Source organism: Kribbella sp. HUAS MG21 (assembly GCF_040254265.1).
Classification (GTDB): domain Bacteria; phylum Actinomycetota; class Actinomycetes; order Propionibacteriales; family Kribbellaceae; genus Kribbella.
The window spans coordinates 2715730-2731998 of the sequence record NZ_CP158165.1; the positions used below are offsets into that span (position 1 = coordinate 2715730).

Here is a 16269-nt window from a genome sequence, read left to right on the forward strand (position 1 = left end):
GGGGATCGGCTGTCACGGGGAGTCGCAATGTCCGAGAAGCTGGCCGAACGGTTCCGTGCGAACCACGCGATACTCGTCGCCGCCCGCGAGCGCCTGCAGGCGGCGGTCGACGCGGGGACGGCGGACGAGGATCAGCGGACGCGGCTGGAGACGGTCAAGGAGCTGCTCACACCGGTCAGGACGACCGCTGTCGATGCCGCGGGCAACGTCGTCGAGGTCGAGCGGCCGCGGCAGTTCCTCAAGGTCGATCCGGAGGGACAGGGGCGTGCGATCGAGATCCTCGGCGACCTCGAGGAGGCCGCGAACGTCGCCGTGCTGGTGCCCGGGATGGGGAACAGCCTGGACACGTTCCGCGGCCAGTCGGACCGCGGTGACCTGATCCGCGAGGAGGCCGGTCCGGGTACGGCGGTCGCGGTCTGGTTCGACTACCCGTCCCCGAAGGGCATGCTCGCGGCCGCCAAGAAGGACGCGGCGATCGAAGGCGGGCCGCGGCTCGCGGAGTTCCTGACCGAACTCGACGAACTGAAGGCGGACGACGCCGACGTCACGGTGGTCGCGCACTCGTACGGCACCGACGTCGCAGCGCAGGCGGTGCTGGCGGGCGCCCGGCCGGACCGGCTGGTGATGACGGGCTCGCCCGGCATCGCGAAGTACATCGACGAGGCCGCCGACTTCGTGCAGTTGCCGACCCGGCTGTACACCGAACGCGCCCCCGGCGACTACGTCTCGTACTCCGAATGGCACGGCCCGGACCCGGCGACCTTTCCCGACGCGGTCCGGATGGCGACCAGCGACCCGACGCGGAACGACGATCCGGTGTCGGTGCACTGGCACAACGAGTACTACCGGCCGAACAGCGAGGCGCTGCGCAACATCGGGCGGGTGGTCCGCGGTGACCTGGCCAGCATCACGACCACCGACACGAGCCGCTCCGCGGAGACCAAGCTCCTGCTCGGTACGTCGTGGGGCCAGCCGCTGAACGACATCGCCCGCCTCGCCTCGACGGTGTACGACGGCATCGCGCGCGCGACCGCCTCCTCGAAGGCAGCGGCCGCCGTCGAAGCGGCGGCGAACCGGGCGACCGGCACGCACGGTGCGGCCGGCAGGCACCGGGCGAACGACGCCGGCCGAGCAACCGGCGCAAGCCGACCAACCGGCACCCGGATCCCCGGCGCACACAAGGCGGGCGGGCGGGACAATCAGCCCGGGAGGCGGCAACGATGACCGACGGACGAGACTTCCTGCGGAACGAGCTGCTCGCGGTGGCGGAAACCGTCGTCCCCGACCAGCGTCCGGTGGTCACGCACGACCCGGGCCCGATCAATCCCGGCGTACTCTTCGACGGCCGCGGCCCGGCCACCGTCTCCAGAATCACTGTCCAAACCGGTAACCCTCAGTCACCTGATCCGGCAGCAGAGGTCGAAGCCGCGGCCGCCGCGCTGCGGGCGCGCGGCTGGACCGCGGACGTCGTACCGCCGGAGAACGGTCACTACCGGGTCGCCGCCGTGCGCGACGGGTTCGAGGTGGCGGTGCACGCCTGGTCGGCGGACTGGCGGATAACGTTCACCGGCGAGACACCCGTGGCTTCTTGAGGACTGATGTACGGCGTGTCCTCGCGGCGCTTGGCCGGACGGTGTATCACGGAAGCGTGACCTTGACCGAAGCGCGCAACTACCTCCGCTCGGAGCTCCTGGCGGTGGCAGCCATCGTCGTACCCGACCAGACGCCGGTGGTGACCCAGGACGTCGGCCCTGTCGACCAGGGCGCGCTGTCCGGCGACCGGGGCGCGGAGTCCGTCTGCACGATCACGGTCGAGAGCGGTGACCCGACCATCGCCCCGGATCCGGAGGCCCAGATCGGGTTCGCCGCGGAGACGCTCGAGTCCCGCGGCTGGAAGGTCACGATCTCCGAGGTCGCCGACGACCGCCACGAGCTGGTCGCCCGCCGGCAGGGCTACGACCTCACGGTCACCGCCCGCACCACCGACTGGCACCTCACCTTCACCGGCCAGACCCCGTACGTCGACGACCTGTAGCGCTCAGGAGGTGGCGGCGCGTTCGGCGGCGCTGCGCAGTACGCAGAACTCGTTGCCTTCCGGGTCCTGCATGACGACCCAGCCGGTGCCGTCCGGGTTGCGGTGGTCGTGGGCGATGGTGGCGCCGAGCGTCTGCAGCCAGGCGACCTCCTCGTCGCGCGGACCGTCCGGTTCGAGGTCGATGTGGCCGCGGTTCTTGACCACCTTCTCGTCGTCGTTCTGCTCGAACAGGATCGTCAGGTCCTCGGTGGTGACCGAGGCGTACGGGTCGCCGGGATGGTCGTCGTCCGGCCGCTCGGCCTTCAGGACCTGCAGCCAGAAGCCGGCGATCTCGTACGGGTCGTGGGCATCGAACGTCACCGTTCGCACGCGAGAAGTCATGCCGCCGAGACTACTTCTGGAAGAGCAGCCGGTCGTCGGGAATTCCCGAGACGACGTACGGCGTGAGTCCGGCCGCGACGGCCAGCTCGGTGAGGGCGGGGCCGGTCCAGCGGTGGACGTAGATGTTCATCGGATGACCGCCGTACCCGGAGGTCTTGTGCGTGGACTCCTCGCCGACGTGGAAACCCATCAGCAGCACGCCGCCCGGGGCGAGCACCCGGTGGAACTCGGCGAACGCCTGCGGTACGACGTCGCGCGGGAGATGGATGATCGACCACCAGGACACGACGGCGGAGGCGGAACCGTCCGGGAGGTCGAGCGCGGTCATCGAGCCGACGCGGAAGTCGAGCTCCGGGTGGTCGCGGCGGGCGACCTCGATCATCCCCGGCGAGAGGTCGATGCCGATGACCGGCAGGTCGCGCTCGGCGAGCAGCGCGGTGGTCCGCCCGGGCCCGCAGCCGACGTCCAGGACGGTCCGGCCGCTGCCCGCGACGAGTGTCGCGAGCAGGTCGAAGGCGGGCGCTTCCCACTCGGCCCCGTCGACCACGAGCTCGGCGTACGAGACGGCGACGTTGTCGTACGAGGTGCTGATGTCATCCAGGAAGGTCACCCGGCCGACTGTAGAGCCGGCCGGGGACAGTTTTCCTCAGGCCTTGCCGAGCGTCTGCCGCTGGCGGCCGAGGCCCTCGATCTCCATTTCCATCGTGTCGCCCGGCGACAGGTACGGGAAACGGCCCGACAGCGCGACGCCCTCCGGCGTACCGGTGTTCACGATGTCGCCGGGGCTCAGCACCATGTACTGCGAGAGGTCGCGGATCAGCGCCGCCACCGAGAAGATCATGTCCTCCGTGGTCGAGTCCTGGCGCGGCTCGCCGTTCACCCAGGACTTCAGGCGCAGGTTCTGCACGTCCTCGATCTCGTCGGCCGGGACCAGCGCGGGACCGAGCGGGTTGAACGTCTCGCAGCACTTGCCCTTCGACCACTGCCCGCCGGACACCTCGAGCTGGAACGCGCGCTCCGACACGTCGTTCGACACGGCGTACCCGGCGATGCAGGCGAGCGCGTCCGCGTCCGTCTCGACGTACCGCGCCGGCTTGCCGATCACGACCGCGAGCTCGACCTCCCAGTCGGTCTTCGTCGAGCCGCGCGGCACGAGCACCTCGTCGTACGGTCCGACGACGGTGTTCGGGTGCTTGAAGAACACGATCGGCTGCTTCGGCGGCTCGGCGCCGGACTCGGCGGCGTGCGCCGCGTAGTTCTGGCCGATGCAGACCACCGCGCCGGGGCGCGCGATCGGAGCACCGGTCCGCAGGCCTTCGACGGAGGCGGCCGGCAGTTCACCGGCCTCGAGCGCGGCTCGGGTTCGCGCGATGCCGTCGGCGGCGAGGAAGGCGCCGTCGATGTCGGCGGTCAGCGGGCTGAGATCGTGAACGGTGCCGTCGGCGGCGCGCACGTACGGGCGCTCCTCGCCGACTGCCCCGAGGCGGAGCAGTTCCACGGATGTCTCCCTGCGTCGGTCAGTCCTTGGTGGCAGCGTCGAACATCGGCCGCAGGCGCTCGCGGGAGGCCTCGATGTGCGCTCGCATCGCCGCGACCGCCTCCTCCGGTTCGCCCTTGCGGACGGCGGTCACCACGGCCTTGTGCTCTCGCAACGCCTTCGTCGCGATGCCGCCACCGTAGTACAGCCGGAACAGGTGCAGGTGGCAGTGCGTCCGCTGGAAGGACAGCCGGGCCGTCTCGTTGCCGGACAGCTCCAGCACCAGGTCGTGGAACCGCTGGTCGTGCGCGGCCATCGCCCGGTAGCTCTCGTACGCCGGGCGGTCCGGTACGTCGGTGTAGCTGAGCATCTCCGCCTTGAGCCGGGCCAGGTCCTCGGCGCCGGCGCGCTCGGCGGCACGCCCGGCGGCCCACGGCTCGATGAGCAACCGGTACTCGAAGAGGTCCTCGAACTCCTCGCGGGTCAGCCGCGAGGACACCCGGTAACCGCGCAGCGGCTCCTTGATCACCAGGCCGTCGGACTCCAGCCGGGCCAGCGACTCCCGGATCGGGGTCTGCGAAATGCCCAGCTCACGGGTCAGTGCGTCGATGTTCAACCGCGTGCCCGGCTCGACCACGCTGTCCATGATCAGGCCCTTGACCGTCTCGTAGACGTCGTCGCTCAGCACCTGTCGCTGGGGCAGGCGGGTGAGCTGCCCGGCCAGACCTGCATGCGCATCCGTCACCTGTCGCTCCTCCCGAGCCCCCATTGTGCCCGACTCGCGGTCCGTCTTGACGCTTTCAGTGTGAAGCGGGAGCATCGGGATGCGCAATATCCTATAGGATCTTGGGAGACAATGGTGAGTACGGCGATCGTCCGGGCCGAGGCGTACCTGGTCGACCTCGAGGTGGAGACCGTCCGCACGGACGCCGTCCAGGCGTTTCTCAAGCAGGAGACGATCTTCGTCTCGCTGACCACGGCGGACGGGCTGACCGGCCTCGGGTACTCGTACACGATCGGGACCGGCGGTACCGCCGTACTCGCTCTGTTACGGGACCATCTGCTGCCGCGGCTGACCGGTGCGGACGCGCGGAACGTCGAGGCGCTCTGGTCGGACCTGTTCTGGTCCACGCACGCGACGACCGTGGGCGCGATCACCTCGCTCGCGCTCGCGGCGGTCGACACCGCGCTGTGGGACCTGCGGTGCCTGCGCGCGGGTGAGCCGTTGTGGCGGCTGGCCGGGGGCTACCGGCAGCGCGTGCCGCTGTACGACACCGAGGGCGGTTGGTTGCACCTGACAACCGACGAGCTGGTCGCGGGCGCGCTGGCGTCGCAGAAGGCCGGTTGGCCGGGCGTGAAGCTGAAGGTCGGCAAGCCGCGGGTGCACGAGGACCTGGAGCGGCTCAGGGCGGTCCGGGACGCCGTCGGGCCGTCGATGGACATCATGGTCGACGCGAACCAGTCGATGACCTACCCGGAGGCGCGCCGCCGGGCCGCCGCCTTCGAGGCGGTGGACCTGTCGTGGTTCGAGGAGCCGTTGCCGGCCGACGACCTGACCGGGCACGTCCGGCTGGCCGAGTCGACCTCGATCCCGATCGCGGTCGGGGAGTCGTTGTACTCCGTCTCGCAGTTCCGGGAGTACGCCGCCGCGGGCGCGGCCGGGATCATCCAGGTCGACGTCGCGCGGATCGGCGGCATCACGCCGTGGCTCAAGGTCGCGCACCTCGCGGAGACGTTCAACCTGTCGGTGTGCCCGCATTTCCTGATGGAGCTGCACGTCAGCCTGACGGCCGCCGTACCCAACGGCCGGTACGTCGAACACATCCCGCAGTTGCGCGCGATCACGTCGAGCGAGATGGATATCGTCGAAGGGCACGCGGTCGCGCCGGACACCCCCGGTCTCGGCATCGACTGGAACCAGGACGCCATCGACGACCGCCGGGTCGGATGAGGAAGGTCTGAACATGAGCCGAGTCGACGCCCATCATCACGTGTGGGACCTGAGCGTCCGCGAACAGACGTGGATGGTCGGGGCGGAGATGGATCCGATTCGTCGTACGTTCTCGATCGACGACCTGGTGCCGCTGGCCGCCGCCGCGGACGTCACGTCGACGGTGGTGGTGCAGACGGTCGGGCAGGTCGAGGAGACGGTCGAGTTCCTGGAGCTTGCCGCTGGCAACGATCTGGTCGCGGGCGTGGTCGGCTGGGTCGACCTGACCGCGGACGATGTCGCCGATCAGTTGGCCGGCCTGCGGGCGCGGCCCGACGGCTCGTATTTGAAGGGGATCCGGCACCAGGTCCACGACGAGCCGGATGCCGACTGGCTGCTGCGTCCCGACGTACAACGAGGGCTGGCGGCTGTCGCGGACGCGGGGCTTGTGTACGACCTGCTGACGAAGCCGCCGCAGCTGCCCGCCGCGATCCAGGCCGCGCGCAACCTGCCGCAGCTCAGCTTCGTCGTCGACCACATCTCCAAGCCGACGATCGGCGAGCCGGTGGATCCTTGGGCGACGTCGTTGCGCGAGCTGGCCGCGCTCCCCAATGTCACCTGCAAGCTCTCGGGCATGGTGACCGAGGCGCCCTGGGACACCTGGAAACCCTCAGACCTCCAGCCCTACGCCGACACGGTCCTGACTGCCTTCGGGCCCGACCGCGTCATGTTCGGCTCCGACTGGCCCGTTTGTCTCCTCGCCGCCACCTACGCCGAGGTGGTGGAAACCGCCGAAACCCTCACCAGCAACCTGTCCGCCACAGACCGCGAAGCCGTTTTCACCACCACCGCCACTCGCATCTACAACCTGTAGCGGCGAGATGGAGCTGCAGGCCGTTGCGCGAGAGCCGGACGCCTTCCAGCGCGGACTGACGGCCGCGGAGATCGAGGCGATCTGCCGGCGGGCGTTCGGGGCCACGGCGGAGAGGGCTGTCGAGCTGGGGTTCGGGGCGTATAACAGCGTCTACCGCCTGGAGGTGGCGGGGCGGTCCGAGCCGGTGGTGCTGCGCGTCGCGCCCGAGGAGTCGGCACAGTTCGGCTCCGAGTTCCGGCTGATGCGGAACGAGTACGCGAGCCTGCCCTGGCTCGCGGTGATCGCGCCGTTGCTGCCGCGGGTGCTGGCCGTGGACTGGTCGCACGAGGTCGTCGACCGGGACTGGATGATTCAGACCTGTCTCCCCGGCATCCCCGCACCCGAGCACCTCGGCAACTACCCACGCTCCGGCCGTACGACGTTCTTCCGCCGGCTCGGGGCGATCGCCCGCACGGTCCACGACGTCCGCGGCACGCACTTCGGCCGGGTCGACGGACCGCCGTACACGTCCTGGAGCGCCGTCGTCATCGCGTCCCTGACCCAGATCGCGGACGACCTGGAAAGGGCGGGCCTCGACGCAGCCGACGTACGGAAGGCCGCAACGCTCGCCGAAGAAGGCCGCGCGACGCTCGACGAGATCCGGGACCCACGACTGCTGACGGGCGACCTCTGGACGGTCAACTGCCTCCTGGACGCGGAAGCGCCCGAGCCGTCCATCTCCGGCGTACTCGACTTCGACCGCACCGAGTTCGGCGACCCCGCCGCCGACTGGACAATCCGAATGGCCCAAGCAAAACAAGACGAACGCGAAGCCTTCTGGACCTCCTACGGCGACCTCGACCGCTCCCCCGCCGCTACCTGGCGCGCAGGGATCTACGAAGCCCGCCACCTGGCCGCAATCCGCCTCGAACGCCACCGCCTCGCCAACCCCGCCGCCGTGGGGGACAGCCACGAAGCGATGCAGAACGTGCTGGCCGAACTCCGGAGGTGAGAAGGCGGACTTTCCCACAGATTCGCATCAGGCCGGCTTCAGCTACGGCGGCCGGCGCGGGTTGCGAAGTCGTCGAGCGCCGCGATCACGTCGCGCGCGATCCAGGCGCGGTCCCGCTTGCCGGTGGAGATCTGCCTCAGGATGCCGGCATCGACCAGTTGATCGACGGCCCGCTGCGCAGCCGGCTGTGAGACAGCCAGATGTTCCTGGATGTATTTGACGGTGACGGCCGGCTGGCTGAGTAGGTGTGGCAGGAGGCGACGGGCGGCTGAGCCTCTCCGTGAGGTGAGGTCCTGCTGCCACTTGGCATACACGGCGTTCAGGTCGCTGACGAGGCGGCGGCCGTTGCCGACGGCAGCGAACGACGCACGGCTGAACTGCGTGATGATCGGCGCTGGATCACCTGCACGGTATGAGCCGAGCGCCGTGAAGTACGCATCGGTGTTGGTGAGTAGACCGGCCGAGACCGGGACGGTCAGGCGTCGGGTGACGCCGGAGCGACGAAGCATCGCATGGACCAGGGTGCGGCCGGTTCGTCCGTTCCCGTCGTTGAACGGATGGATCGTCTCGAACTGAGCATGCGCGAGTGAGACCTGGGTGAGGACCGGGACATCAGTGCGCCGGCAGAAGGCGACCAGGTCGTCCATCAGAGCCGGAACCCGCTCCCACCGTGGCGGTACGAATGTCTCAGTGTGCGGAGTCGGACCACCTCCGATCCAGACCTGCCCGTCGCGCAGCCGCCCGGGCAGCGCGTACGCCTGGTCGTGCATCAGCGCCTGGTGAGCGGCGAGGATCGACGCGGTGCTGAGATCGTCCGCGAGATCGATCGCCTTCTGCATGGCCTCGACGTTCGCTGCGACCATGCGGGCGTTCTGCCCGGAGGACTCGTTCAGGGTGGCGATGGCCAGCGCTTTCGCGCCGGCGGTGACACCCTCGATCTGCGAGGACGAAGCCGATTCGGTCCGGAGCAGAACCACCGCGAGCGGAGCGAGTTCACCATCTGCTCGCGGGAGGGCCGCGGCCAGTTCGGCGTCGAAGCGGGAGATCTCGAGAAGCGCATCCTCGGCCTCGGCGGCGACGTCGGAGGCGATGTCGAAGTCCATCCCCGAGATCGCCGGCGGGATCGAGGCCAGGTACGTACCTCGCGCCGCGGCGCGCTCGCGGCGGGACATGGGTGTGTCGGGCGCAGCCTCCCACGCGCACCGCTCCCATCCCACCGACAGTTGGTTCACACCAGCCACTATATAACTTTATCCAACTAAAGTTATATAGCGCTCTCGGGAACGAATTCGACGCGGACGCCTAGGAGGCGGATGGGGCGTTTGAGGTCGAACTTCTCGAGTAGTGCCAGGGCTGTGGTGGCGATGACTTCGGGGTCTTGGGTGGGAGCTGGGAGTTTGCGGCTTTTGATGGGGGTGTAGAAGGTGGTGAAGCGGAGTTTTACCCAGACGCGTTGGATGGTGCGGCCGTCGGCTACCACCTCCTCGGTGACCTCGACGGCGATGCGGCGGAGTTCGCGTTCCACGTCGGTGCGTTCGACCAGGTCGGCGGGGAAGGTTTCCTCGTGGCTGCGGGAGACCGGTACGCGGGGGACGTCGGTGACCTGCGTGTCGCCCAGGCCGCGGCCGAGGGCGGCGTACCAGGCGCCCATCTTGGGGCCGAAGCGCTTCTTGAGCATGTCGAGGTCGGCGGCGGCCAGTTCGGCGACCGTGCTGATGGCCAGTTCGTTGAGGTTGCGTTCCATCCGCGGGCCGATGCCCCACAGGTCGCGGACGGGGCGGTGGTCCATGACCGCACGCCAGTTCGCCGCGGTCAGCCGGTAGATCCCAGCTGTGGGACCCGCGCCCTCGAAGGGCTCGGCGTGGGAGCGTTCGTGCTTGGCGAAGCCGGTGGCGAGCTTGGCGCGGGTCTTGTTGTCGCCGATGCCGACCGAGCAGGTGAGCCCGGTGCGGGACTCGACGGCGGCCCGCAGTTCGGCAGCCAGCGTCTCCGGGTCCTCGGTCTCCGCGCCCACGAAGCACTCGTCCCAGCCCCACACCTCCACCACGACCGGGAACGACCGCAGCGTGTCCATCACCTCGGTCGACGCCGCCTCGTAGGCAGCGGGATCCGACGGCAGGAACACCGCGTCGGGACACTTCTTGTACGCCGCCCGCACCGGCATCCCGGAATGCACGCCGTACTCCCGCGCCTCGTACGACGCCGTGGCGACCACCTGCCGCGACCGGGTCGGGTCACCGGACCCGCCGACCACGACAGGCAGTCCCCGCAACTCAGGCCGGCGCCGGATCTCGACAGCCGCGATGAACTGATCCATGTCCACGTGCAGGACCCACCAGCTCATACGTCACAGGTAACCACATCAGCTGGACGCACTGGAGTACGTCAGGAGCCCGCGCCGCCACAGCAGCCGGACCAGGAGCAGCGCCACCACCGCCAGCCCGATCCCGACCGCGACCGGACCCCACCCGAGATCGCCCGCGAGTGCCTGCACCGGGAAGGTCGTCGCGAACGCCACCGGGAACGCGAACGTCAGGAACGTCCGCACCGCGACCGGGAAGAACACCAACGGGTACCGCCCGGCCTCCATCAGGTTCAGGAACACGAACCCGATCGGATTCACCGACTGCAGCCAGAACGCCAGGAACGACATCGCCGACCACACCGCCGTCAGCAGCACCAGTCCACAACCCAGCAGTACGACGGCCTGCGCGACCTGCGCGACCCCCGGCACGATCCCCGCCTGCACCAGCCCGATCACGAGCACCACGATGCCGCTGGCAACGTTCGTGAGCTCCGCGACGTTGATCCAGCGCAGCGTCAAGTAGAACTGGCTCGACACCGGCCGCAGCAGGACGCCGTCCAGCTCGCCCTCGGTGAGGTACGTCGTCATCCGGTTCAGGTTCGGGGCCACGAACGTCGCGATCAGCCCGGTGACGATCTGGAACACGCCGACCAGCGCGATCACCTCCGCCCGCGACCACCCGTGCACCTCGGTGGTGAACCCGAACAGCAGCAACGTCGGCACGATCCCGAGCCCCAACTGCACCAGGCCCACGAGCAGCGTCGTCACGAAATGCGCCCGGAAGTGCGTCTCCCGCACCACCGCCTGCGCGAAGAACCGCCGCCACAACCGCAGGTGCCGCCACTGCCTGTGCAACCAGTTCCGATCCAGCGGCCGCCTGTCCGCGAAGTACGTCGTCATGCGCCCACCGCCGAATACGCGCGGATCCCCGCTGACCACACGACGCGGGCGATCAGCGCGAACAGGACGACGTACCCGAGCTGGAAACCCAGACCCGCGAGCAGCTCGCGCCCGCTCAGCTGACCCGCGACGATCTCGACCGGGAACGACACCGTGTACCGGAACGGCTGGTGGTCGACGAACCCGCGCGACCACGACGGCATCAGCGCCAGCGGTACGACGGCGCCGGACAGCACACTCGCGACGATCACGCGGGCCTGCACCAGCGCGCTGACGTCGTCCATCCAGAACGCCAGCGACGCGATCAGGATGTCGATCGTGAACACCAGCACCGCCCCGAGCAGGATGCTGACCGCGAACAGCAGCCACCGGCCCGCGTCCGCCGGGATGTTCATCGAGTCCCGGAAGATCCACCAGACGATCCCGATCATCGGCACCAGCGCGAACAGCTTCAGGAACTTCTCCGACACGTTGTTCGCGACGAACCCGACCAGCAGCGACGCCGGCCGGACCATCCAGCTCGACAGCTTGCCCATCCGGATGTCGGTGGCGAGGAAGCCCGCCATCCACGACGACGTCGCCATCGTCACGAAGCCGAGCAGCACGAAGTACGTCGTGACGTACCGCTCGTCGACCGGAAGCTCCGCGCCGCTCGCGAGCGCGGTCCGCCAGATCAGCAGCGAGATGATCGGCACGGTGATGTTCGCCAGCATGAAGATGATCCAGGCGCCCCGGTACACGGACTGCTGCGCGATCTCCGCCGCCGTCATCCGCCGTACGACGCGCAGGTTGCGTGTCACGGCGTTCATGAGGCGTCCCCGAGCGTGCTGCGGCGCAGGAACAGGTCGCGCATGATGTCCTCGATGTCCGCGTCCGCGACGTCGAGGTCGACCAGCGGACCGAGGCGCGTCAGCTGCTCCAGGACCGTGCCCGCGCGTTCCCGGTCCGCCTCGAGCGTCACGGTCGGACCGGACACGTCGACCGCGCTCACCCCGTCCAGCCCGGCGAGCCGCGTCGCGTCGACCGGGGCGGCGTACGTCGCCCGCACGAGCTTGCGCGGCCGCGCCGTCCGGACGAGGTCGTCGAGCCCGCCGTCGAACTGCAGCCGGCCGTGGTCGATGATCATCACCCGCGAGCAGAGCGCCTCGATGTCGTCCATGTCGTGACTGGTGATCAGGATCGTCGTACCGCGGACCCGGTTGACGTCGGCCAGGAACGACCGGACGCGGGCCTTCGCGACCACGTCCAGCCCGATCGTCGGCTCGTCCAGGAACAGGATCTCCGGCCCGTGGACGAGCGCGGCCATCAACTCGAGCTTCATCCGTTCACCGAGCGAGGTCTTGCGGACCTGCACGTTCAGCAGGTGCTCGACCTCGAGCAGCTCCGCGAGCTCGGCGACGTTCCGCTCGAACTCCGCGGTGGACAGCCCGTACATGTCCTTGTGCAGCAGCAGGCTCTCCATCGCCGGGACGTCCCACCACAGCATCGTCTTCTGGCCCATCACGAGCGCGATCCGGCGCAGGTAGTCGTGCTTGCGGTCCGACGGGGTGTGGCCGAGCACCTCCAGGTCGCCGGAGGTCGTGTAGAGCAGGCCGGACAGCATCTTCAGCGTGGTCGTCTTGCCGGCGCCGTTCGGGCCGAGCAGTCCGACGACCTCGCCGCGGTCGATCGAGAACGAGATCCGGTCGACCGCGAGCCGGGTCTCGTACGTTCGCCGTACCAGGCTCTTCAGCGCCCCGCCGAGGCCGGCGCGCTGCTGGTGGAACGTGTAGGTCTTGGTCAGGTCGTGTGCCGCGATGACCGGCGGCAGGTCGTGAACAGGCGTCACGGAAGTGCACCGCTTTCGAGAGAGTGTCGGGACCGGGCAGCGTCAACGCGCAAAACGCGCAGAGCGCAGGCCGCTCACGTCAGGTGAGATCGGCCAGGCGGACACCAGAGGTCCGTCCCGGCTACGCGGTCCGGCTCGACCGCGGGGGTTGAACGGATATCAACCCTTATCTCGACGTGTCGACATCGCTCCCTGTGGGTCCTTCCGACGTGCGGCTGCCACGACCACGGTATGCCGGACCGGAAAACGCCGTCCACCCGGTTTCAGAGCTGCTTGCGCATCTGCTGCGAGATCACGGTGTAGCCGAGCGAGTCGTAGAGCGCGATCGCCGTACGGTTGTCGCCGAACACGTTCAGGTCCAGCTGGGTGTACCCGCGGCGGCGGCACTCCTCCTCGCCGGCGAGCATGATGGCCCGGCCGTAGCCCTTGCCGCGCTGGTCGCGGTCCACCTCGACGGCGTAGACGAACGGCACCCGGGACCGCAGGCTGATCCAGAGGCTGCCGACCGGTTCGGCGCCCGCCCAGGCGATCCAGATCAGCTGCTGGTCGGTGGCCGGGCCGTCCGGCAGCAGCTTCGCGGTCTCGGCGTCCGCGAACTGCAGTGCCGCGTCGCCGGACAGCCCCCGCGACGGCCCGATGCCGGTCGCGAACGACGCCACGGACCGGTCCCTCCAGGCCGGGTACTCGGCGTCGGTGATCGGGCGAAGGTGCACCGGGGGCGTGGTCACGGGTCCGACGATAGACCCGCCGACGCCCGGCAGCAGCACTGATTGCAGCAACTGACATATCGTGCGCGGGTGGCGGATCTGACCTTGGAACTGGCTCAGAAGTTGTTGGCGGCGCAACCGTTCAGCGTGCTGGTCGGTGCGCGGGTGACCGCGTTCGGGGACGGCGGCGCGACGCTGGAGCTCGACATCCGCGCGGAACTCCTGCAGCAGAACGGGTTCCTGCACGGCGGCGTCCTCGGGTACGCCGCGGACAACGCGCTGACCTTCGCGGGCGGCGCGGCGCTCGGGTCGGAGGTGCTGACCGGCGGCTTCACGATCAACTACCTGCGGCCGGCGCAGGGCGACGTACTGCGGGCCGTCGCGAAGGTCGTGCACGCGGGTGGCCGTACGGCGACCTGCACCTGTGAGCTGCGCACGGTCAGCGCGGGGAGCGAGACCTTGTGCGCGGTGGCTCAGGGGACAGTGATCTCCGTACGGCGGTGAACGGGGTCAGTCGAAGAGTTCGTCCAGGAAGGACTTCTTCCGCTTCTTCTGGTACTGCTGGTTGCCGTACCGGCGGTCGTCGTAGTGCCGGTCGTCGTGCCGGCGGTCGTCGTCGTAGCGCCGGTTGTCGTCGTACCGGCGGTCGTCGTACCGCTTCTCCTCGTACCGCTTCTCCTCGCGCCGGGGCGGCGCGGCGTTGAACCGCTGCTCGGCGTCCACCAGGTGCTCCAGCTCACCGCGGTCCAGGAAGATCCCGCGGCACTCGGTGCACTGGTCGACGGTGATGCCGCTGCGCTCGTACGTCCGCATCGCACCCCGGCACTTGGGACAGATCAGGCTCTCCATCCGACAACGATAAGTGACGAATTCCCCGCCGTTCCGTCTCTCAGCCAACTCTCAGGATCTTCGGAGTCCGACTCTCAGGTCACTTGAAGCTGGACAGGAAGGTCTTGAGGATCGGGCCGGCGGCCTTGGAGCCGGACTCGCCGCCCTCGACGATGACGGCGAAGGCGACGTCGCCGCGGTAGCCGGCCATCCAGCCGTTGGTGGCGACCTTGCCGTTCACGACGACCTCGGCGGTACCGGTCTTCGCGGCCACGGCGCCGTTGCCGGCCAGCACCTTCGCGGTGCCGCCGGTGACCGTCGTCCGCATGAACGTCCGCAGCGCCGCGACAGTTGCCGGGGGCAACGGGGACGCCGCCGGGCCGGCCGCGTCCTTGCCGGGCACCAGCACCGGCTTCATCGCCGTACCGTGGTCGACGGTCGCCGCGACCAGCGCGACCGCCAGCGGGCTGGCGGTGACCGTGCCCTGGCCGATCATCGACGCGGCCTCCTCGACGTCGTCCTTCGGCGCCGGGACCTGACCGCCGTACGCCGAGATCGACAGGTCCAGGTCCCGCCCGATGCCGAACAGCGCCGCGGCCTTCGTCATCCCGTCCTTCGGCAGCCGCCCGTGCTGCGAGATGAACGCGGTGTTGCAGGACTCGTTGAACGCCTTCTGCATGGTGCCGTTGCCGTACGCCGCGAGGCCGTCGTAGTTCTTGAAGGTCTTACCGAACACGTTGATCGTGTTCGAGCACGGCAGCTGCGTCGTGGTCGTCTCACCGCTGCCCAGCAGCGCCGCCGAGGTGACGATCTTGAACGTCGAGCCCGGCGCGTACCGGCCCTGGAAGGCGCGGTTGTAGTTCGTCGCCTCCGGCCCGTTCGCCGCCGCGAGGATCTGGCCGGTCGACGCCTGCACCGCGACCAGCGAGGCCGGCAGCTTGCTGGTCGCCAGCGCGGCCTCGGCGGCCTTCTGCAGGTTCGTGTCCAGGGTCGTCTTCACCGGCTTGCCGGCGGTGCCCTTCTGGTTGAACACGGTCTCGACCGTCAGCTTCGTCTTGCCGTCCCGCAGCGTGACCGTGCCGCCCGGCGTACCGGCGAGCTGCTGCTGGAACGCGTACTGCAGTCCCGTCGTACCGACCTGGTCCTGCGTCGAGGCCGTCGGGCCCGCGTTCTTCAGGGTCTCCTCGGTCGCGGTCTTCATGGTGCCGATCACCGAACGGGCGAACGTCGACGTCGGTGGCAGCGACTGGGTGCCGCCCATCGTCAGCAGCCCGGGCAGCTTGCCCATGATCGGCCGGAGCTTCTCCCACTCCTCGGCGCGGATCGTGATCGCGTCCACGAACTGCCCGGCGGGCGCCGCCTTCGCGCGCGCGGCGAGCTTCGCGCCGTCCACGTCGAGGTGCTTCGTGAACGCGGCGTACGTCGCCGCCGTCGCCTTCGTGCCCGACGCGACGCCGACGATCACGACCGGCCGGTTCGCGGTCAGCGCGACGCCGTTGCGGTCCAGGATCGAGGCCCGGGCCGGCAGCGTGCGCACCCGCTTGAGGTAGTTGTTCTCGCCGAGACCGGGGTAGATCGTGTCGCCGGCGGCCTTGATCTTCCAGGTGTCGCCGGTCTTCACCGCGGTCGCCGTACTGGTCCACTTCATCGCGCCGATGCCGCGCAGCTGCGCCTCGACGGCGAGCTCCTGGGTGCAGTTGTTCTCGTCGGAGCACTTCGGGTCGCCCTGCGGCGCGACCGTGACGGTGCTGGCGACGAGCGCGCTGTCGACGTCGTCGAGCCGCTTCGCGAACACGGTCGGGTTGTCGGTGAGCGCCCCGGCCGCGTCGGGCTTCCCGTTCGGCGCCCAGGCCTTCACCCACGCGTCGGCGAACTGCTTGATGACGGCGCCGGACGCCTGCTGCTCGTCGCTCCCGGACTTCCCGCCGCCACCGGACTTGCTGTCCGAACAACCAGCGGTGATCAGCAGACTACTCAGGCAGACGATGGCAGTGGTTCGCTTCACGTTCTCAA

General features: G+C 69.3%; 19 protein-coding genes. 7 read left to right on the plus strand and 12 right to left on the minus strand.

Going from position 1 to position 16269, the window contains the following annotated elements:
* Nucleotides 1-27 precede the first annotated feature (27 nt).
* Genes ABN611_RS13235 through ABN611_RS13245 form a run of 3 tightly spaced genes read left to right on the plus strand, consistent with a single transcriptional unit; the run spans nt 28 to nt 2035 of the window.
* Nucleotides 28-1224 (plus strand): alpha/beta hydrolase, encoded by a 1197-nt coding sequence (locus ABN611_RS13235; RefSeq protein WP_350280144.1) that lies wholly within the window; start codon nt 28-30, stop codon nt 1222-1224.
* Complete coding sequence (locus ABN611_RS13240) at nt 1221-1592, plus strand: hypothetical protein (protein WP_350280145.1); 372 nt, start codon at nt 1221-1223, stop codon at nt 1590-1592. The genes ABN611_RS13235 and ABN611_RS13240 overlap by 4 nt, the downstream gene beginning before the upstream one ends.
* Nucleotides 1593-1648: 56 nt before the next feature.
* Complete coding sequence (locus tag ABN611_RS13245; RefSeq protein WP_350280146.1) at nt 1649-2035, plus strand: hypothetical protein; 387 nt, start codon at nt 1649-1651, stop codon at nt 2033-2035.
* 3 nt (nt 2036-2038) lie between these two features.
* On the opposite strand, the gene ABN611_RS13250 is transcribed toward ABN611_RS13245, so the two are convergent.
* From ABN611_RS13250 to ABN611_RS13265, 4 genes are read right to left on the minus strand one after another with little or no spacing between them, the layout of a single operon-like run.
* Nucleotides 2039-2416 carry a VOC family protein gene (locus ABN611_RS13250; RefSeq protein ID WP_350280147.1) on the minus strand — a complete coding sequence of 126 codons (378 nt, stop codon included), beginning with the start codon at nt 2414-2416 and terminating at the stop codon, nt 2039-2041.
* Nucleotides 2417-2426: 10 nt separating this feature from the next.
* Complete coding sequence (locus tag ABN611_RS13255) at nt 2427-3026, minus strand: class I SAM-dependent methyltransferase (RefSeq protein WP_350280148.1); 600 nt, start codon at nt 3024-3026, stop codon at nt 2427-2429.
* Nucleotides 3027-3062: 36 nt separating this feature from the next.
* Nucleotides 3063-3914, minus strand: coding sequence for a fumarylacetoacetate hydrolase family protein (locus ABN611_RS13260; RefSeq protein ID WP_350280149.1), 852 nt, complete (start codon nt 3912-3914; stop codon nt 3063-3065).
* Between the two features lie 19 nt (nt 3915-3933).
* Nucleotides 3934-4638: a GntR family transcriptional regulator gene (locus ABN611_RS13265; RefSeq protein ID WP_350280150.1), complete on the minus strand. Its 705-nt coding sequence runs from the start codon at nt 4636-4638 to the stop codon at nt 3934-3936.
* Nucleotides 4639-4752: 114 nt separating this feature from the next.
* Between ABN611_RS13265 and ABN611_RS13270 the strand changes: the two genes are divergently transcribed.
* The 3 genes from ABN611_RS13270 to ABN611_RS13280 are packed head-to-tail and all read left to right on the plus strand — an operon-like array spanning nt 4753 to nt 7688.
* The gene (locus ABN611_RS13270; RefSeq protein ID WP_350280151.1) at nt 4753-5844 is read left to right on the plus strand and encodes a mandelate racemase/muconate lactonizing enzyme family protein; all 1092 of its coding nucleotides are present in this window, start codon (nt 4753-4755) and stop codon (nt 5842-5844) included.
* A gap of 13 nt (nt 5845-5857) precedes the next feature.
* A complete protein-coding gene (locus ABN611_RS13275; RefSeq protein ID WP_350280152.1) occupies nt 5858-6697 on the plus strand; it encodes an amidohydrolase family protein in 840 nt (279 codons plus the stop codon).
* Nucleotides 6698-6704: 7 nt separating this feature from the next.
* On the plus strand, nt 6705-7688 hold the full coding sequence (locus tag ABN611_RS13280) for an aminoglycoside phosphotransferase family protein (protein WP_350280153.1): 984 nt from the start codon (nt 6705-6707) through the stop codon (nt 7686-7688).
* A gap of 38 nt (nt 7689-7726) precedes the next feature.
* On the opposite strand, the gene ABN611_RS13285 is transcribed toward ABN611_RS13280, so the two are convergent.
* The 6 genes from ABN611_RS13285 to ABN611_RS13310 form a co-directional block, all read right to left on the minus strand.
* Nucleotides 7727-8920, minus strand: a complete 1194-nt coding sequence (locus ABN611_RS13285) for a Fic family protein (protein ID WP_350280154.1) — start codon at nt 8918-8920, stop codon at nt 7727-7729.
* A 32-nt stretch (nt 8921-8952) separates the two neighbouring features.
* On the minus strand, nt 8953-10032 hold the full coding sequence (locus tag ABN611_RS13290; RefSeq protein ID WP_350280155.1) for a DNA polymerase IV: 1080 nt from the start codon (nt 10030-10032) through the stop codon (nt 8953-8955).
* An 18-nt stretch (nt 10033-10050) separates the two neighbouring features.
* Entirely contained in the window at nt 10051-10893 is an 843-nt protein-coding gene (locus ABN611_RS13295) for an ABC-2 family transporter protein (RefSeq protein ID WP_350280156.1), read from the minus strand.
* Complete coding sequence (locus ABN611_RS13300; protein ID WP_350280157.1) at nt 10890-11702, minus strand: ABC-2 family transporter protein; 813 nt, start codon at nt 11700-11702, stop codon at nt 10890-10892. The genes ABN611_RS13295 and ABN611_RS13300 overlap by 4 nt, the downstream gene beginning before the upstream one ends.
* Nucleotides 11699-12721: an ATP-binding cassette domain-containing protein gene (locus ABN611_RS13305; protein ID WP_350280158.1), complete on the minus strand. Its 1023-nt coding sequence runs from the start codon at nt 12719-12721 to the stop codon at nt 11699-11701. The genes ABN611_RS13300 and ABN611_RS13305 overlap by 4 nt, the downstream gene beginning before the upstream one ends.
* 263 nt (nt 12722-12984) lie before the next feature.
* Nucleotides 12985-13449: a GNAT family N-acetyltransferase gene (locus ABN611_RS13310; protein WP_350280159.1), complete on the minus strand. Its 465-nt coding sequence runs from the start codon at nt 13447-13449 to the stop codon at nt 12985-12987.
* Between the two features lie 69 nt (nt 13450-13518).
* Between ABN611_RS13310 and ABN611_RS13315 the strand changes: the two genes are divergently transcribed.
* A complete protein-coding gene (locus ABN611_RS13315) occupies nt 13519-13932 on the plus strand; it encodes a PaaI family thioesterase (protein WP_350280160.1) in 414 nt (137 codons plus the stop codon).
* 6 nt (nt 13933-13938) lie between these two features.
* Here ABN611_RS13315 and ABN611_RS13320 read toward each other — a convergent pair whose 3' ends face one another.
* Nucleotides 13939-14277 carry a zf-TFIIB domain-containing protein gene (locus tag ABN611_RS13320; RefSeq protein WP_350280161.1) on the minus strand — a complete coding sequence of 113 codons (339 nt, stop codon included), beginning with the start codon at nt 14275-14277 and terminating at the stop codon, nt 13939-13941.
* Between the two features lie 79 nt (nt 14278-14356).
* Nucleotides 14357-16261, minus strand: coding sequence for a penicillin-binding transpeptidase domain-containing protein (locus ABN611_RS13325; RefSeq protein WP_350280162.1), 1905 nt, complete (start codon nt 16259-16261; stop codon nt 14357-14359).
* Between the last annotated feature and the right edge of the window lie 8 nt (nt 16262-16269).